The following is a 2,098-nucleotide window of genomic DNA, read 5'->3' on the forward strand; positions in this document are numbered from 1 at the left end:
ATCACATCCTGCGCATTGGCGCCGCCGGCGACCACTGCGGCTGCGAGCGCGGAGGCTCCGGAGAGGAAAAAACGACGGCTGGTTCTCATGGACGTTCCAGACATTTGTAGCAGTTCGATCACTTGCTGCGTTGATCACCGGGCGATCTCGCCCGCACTGTAAAATTGGCAATCTTAACAATAAGCCAACCATGCTCCGTATCACCCTGGTGTGACAGCGCCCAGGCGCGATACGGATTGTGGGTGAACGCATGGTCTTCACACCAGCATCACTGCCACTCTCGGTTCCACTGGAATATGGCGGCAACGTGGCCTAGCGCCCGAATCCGACTGACCGGCATTCCGAAAAGGACGGACCGATGCTTTTGGGTATCGGGTCGGAGCCGTCGCCGACATGGGGTCGACTGCCGCGCGGCAGGACCGGCAGCCAGCCGCGAACGACCCTGGCTCAAGGCTTCGAACCCGGAGCCTCCAACTCGGAACATCGTTGCAGCACTTGGTTCTCAGGGTAACGCAATATCTTGCTGTCATCGAGTTTGAGCAGCAGCGCCCGCCTCTTTTCCACACTGTCGGTATCGTCCGAGCAAGTCAGGTCCAAAATGACGGCGTCCAGGCCTTTGATCTTCTGGACTTTGTCGATTGTGCAGCCGACTTCCCACATTTCCACCGACTTATCGGTGAACGTCACTCTGGAGTCATTGCCGTCGCACGGGCTGCTGCCTTCCATGGCGAAGGCATCCTTCCACCATTCCTCGGCGAAAGCCGTTTCTGACGCAAGCAGTAGCGCCGCCGCGACAAAACAGATCTTGAAACGCCTGCTTCGACCCATCATGCCCCCTTGTGCGGCGACATTAGGCATTGTGGAAGCGAAAGCAAAGCGTGGCCCACGGGGTTGCGGTCAGCCGACAAACAGATGAACTCAAGTCGCCGTCAGTCGCTAGAAAAAGGCCGATGCCTCTCGGCACCGGCCCTGACTGAAGGTCGATATTTCGGCCGCGTTTCTGTGGCGCGGGCCGGATCCGATGCGGCGCCTTACATCCGGTAGGCGATGGTGTCGTTCCAGAAGCGGTCGAGCCGCTGCAAAGCACGGTTCATCTGCTTGAACTCGTCGGTGTTGATGCCGCCGACCTGCTCGATCGAGCCAACATGACGCTCGTAGAGGCCGGCAACGACCTCCGCCACCTCGTTGCCCTTCGGCGTCAGCGAGACACGGACCGAACGGCGGTCGATGCGCGAGCGCTGGTGATTGATGAAGCCGAGATCGACCAGCTTCTTCAGATTGTAGGAGACGTTCGAGCCGAGATAGTAGCCACGCGAGCGCAGTTCGCCGGCGGTCAGCTCGGAATTGCCGATATTGAACAGCAGCAGCGCCTGGATGGCATTGATGTCGGAACGGCCGTTGCGGTCGAATTCGTCCTTGATCACATCAAGCAGGCGGCGGTGCAGCCGTTCAACAAGCTGCAGCGATTCCATGTACAGGGAACGGATAGCCTCGCGGCGATCGTCGGATACGTTGGCGGTCTTCGCCGCCGGACGCGAATTGATCATTGTCTTTGCCTCTCGTTTGTCGCCCTGGTGATTTTTTGTTTTTCACCTTGATCGCGACACTATCGAATACTCATAAAATTCGACTTAAACGCTAGGGCTAACAAGAGCTTACCGGTAAGAGGTTTCGGAAGAGGCTTAACGAACGGTCACCCGAGCAAGGATAATTAACCTAAAGATTTCGGCAACGATTGCGGAGCTCATTCGAGGCGACAGTGGGGCCGCCAATGGGTTCAACGGCTTAGTGGCGGACCGGGCGCTTCTGCAGGTAGATGACGACACGGAAGACGATGTAGAGCAGCGCCACCGCCGCATGCGAGGCGACAATCAGCAAGCGGTGGCCGAATAGCTCGGGAAAGCCGGCATACATGACCGTCTCGGTCACCGCGCAAATGAACCAGATCACCGGCCCCCAGGACGCCAGCATCCACAGGCCGGCAGCGGCAAAGGGAAAGAACACGGCGAGCACCACCGCAGCGACCTGCCAGTGCACGGGCATCAGGTCGAACCGCCACAGCGTACCCGGATAAAAGCCGATCAACCTGATCCAGTAG

3 protein-coding genes are annotated in these 2,098 nt (G+C 58.7%); all 3 read right to left on the minus strand.

The annotated features are described in order from the left end of the window. Positions 1-447: 447 nt before the first annotated feature. Positions 448-858: a hypothetical protein gene (locus EN893_RS30685; RefSeq protein ID WP_236383325.1), complete on the minus strand. Its 411-nt coding sequence runs from the start codon at positions 856-858 to the stop codon at positions 448-450. A gap of 173 nt (positions 859-1,031) precedes the next feature. Further along, positions 1,032-1,547 carry a winged helix DNA-binding protein gene (locus tag EN893_RS30690; RefSeq protein ID WP_008875359.1) on the minus strand — a complete coding sequence of 172 codons (516 nt, stop codon included), beginning with the start codon at positions 1,545-1,547 and terminating at the stop codon, positions 1,032-1,034. Positions 1,548-1,785: 238 nt separating this feature from the next. After that, positions 1,786-2,098, minus strand: a 313-nt coding sequence (locus EN893_RS30695; RefSeq protein ID WP_128362046.1) for a DUF6163 family protein, incomplete at its 5' end; no start/stop codon positions are given.

The sequence above is a fragment of the Mesorhizobium sp. M7A.F.Ca.CA.004.04.2.1 genome (genome assembly GCF_004022825.1).
Lineage (GTDB): Bacteria > Pseudomonadota > Alphaproteobacteria > Rhizobiales > Rhizobiaceae > Mesorhizobium.

Bases quoted from the DNA above. Each gene is read 5' to 3' on its own strand.
- EN893_RS30690 (WP_008875359.1), bottom strand. From the start codon at position 1,547: ATGATCAATTCGCGTCCGGCGGCGAAGACCGCCAACGTATCCGACGAT.
- EN893_RS30685 (WP_236383325.1), bottom strand. From the start codon at position 858: ATGCCTAATGTCGCCGCACAAGGGGGCATGATGGGTCGAAGCAGGCGT.